At 67.5% G+C, this 1090-nt stretch carries 1 protein-coding gene; it reads right to left on the reverse strand.

Going from position 1 to position 1090, the window contains the following annotated elements:
• Window positions 1–1058, reverse strand: a 1058-nt coding sequence (locus ACFYNP_RS38365) for a sensor histidine kinase (protein WP_388792090.1), incomplete at its 3' end; no start/stop codon positions are given.
• Window positions 1059–1090: the final 32 nt, after the last annotated feature.

Genomic DNA, 1090 nt, shown 5'->3' on the forward strand with positions numbered 1-1090 from the left:
GGCAGTACGGATTCGACGCAGAATCCGCCGTCGGGACGTGGTCCGGACTCGAAGGTCCCCCCGACCAGCTCGACCCGCTGCCGCAACCCCTTCAACCCACTCCCCGAACCAGACGACGCCAACTCCCGGTCCGCCACCGCCGTCGGCGCCGAATTCCGCACCCTCAACCGCACCCGATCCGCCTCATACCGCACCTCCACCCACACCCCACTCCCCGGCGCATGCTTCCGCACATTCGTCAACGCCTCCTGCACAATCCGATACGCCGTCCGCACCACCACCGGAGACGACACCGAACGATCCCCCGACTCACTCAACTCCACCTCAACCCCCACCGCCCGACACTCCTCCACCAACACCGACAACCCCCAATCACCCACCCTCACACCAGAACCCGAACCACCCACACCCGACCCCACCAACCCCACCGCACTCTCCGGCGACCTGAGCACCCCCACCAAATCCCTCAACTCCTCCAACGCCTGACACCCCGCAGCCCGCAACCCCTCCGCCTCCGCCCGCACCCGCTCATCCGACGACACCACCCGCAACGCCCCCGCCTGCAACACCATCAAAGACACCCGATGCGTCACCACATCATGCATCTCCCCCGCAAGACGCACCCGCTCCTCCGCCCGCGCCCGCTCCGCCAACAAAAACTGCTCCCGCTCCGCCCGCTCCGCCCGCTCCGTCAACGCCACAATCAACCCCCGCCGCGCCGCCACATACATCCCCAACAACGCCGGCACCGCCGTCAACAACACCCCCGACGCCGCCACCGCGAACGACAACTCCCACAACCGCGTCGCCACCAGCGTCAACACACCCGTCAACACCCACGCACCCCGCGGCCGCGACGAATACACCACCGCCGAATACGCCGCAAAAGGCGCAGCCAACGGCACCCACACCCCCGACCCATCCACCGACGTCACCAACAACCCCGGCACCCACCACACCGACAACGACATCAACACCGCCGACACCGTCGCCACACCCAACACCACCAACGGCCACACCCGCCGCACCGCCAACACCACCACCACAAAAACCTGCAACCCCAACCCCACCCACGGCCCAAACCGCGGAT

The organism is Streptomyces sp. NPDC006691 (genome assembly GCF_042869955.1).
Taxonomy (GTDB): domain Bacteria; phylum Actinomycetota; class Actinomycetes; order Streptomycetales; family Streptomycetaceae; genus Streptomyces.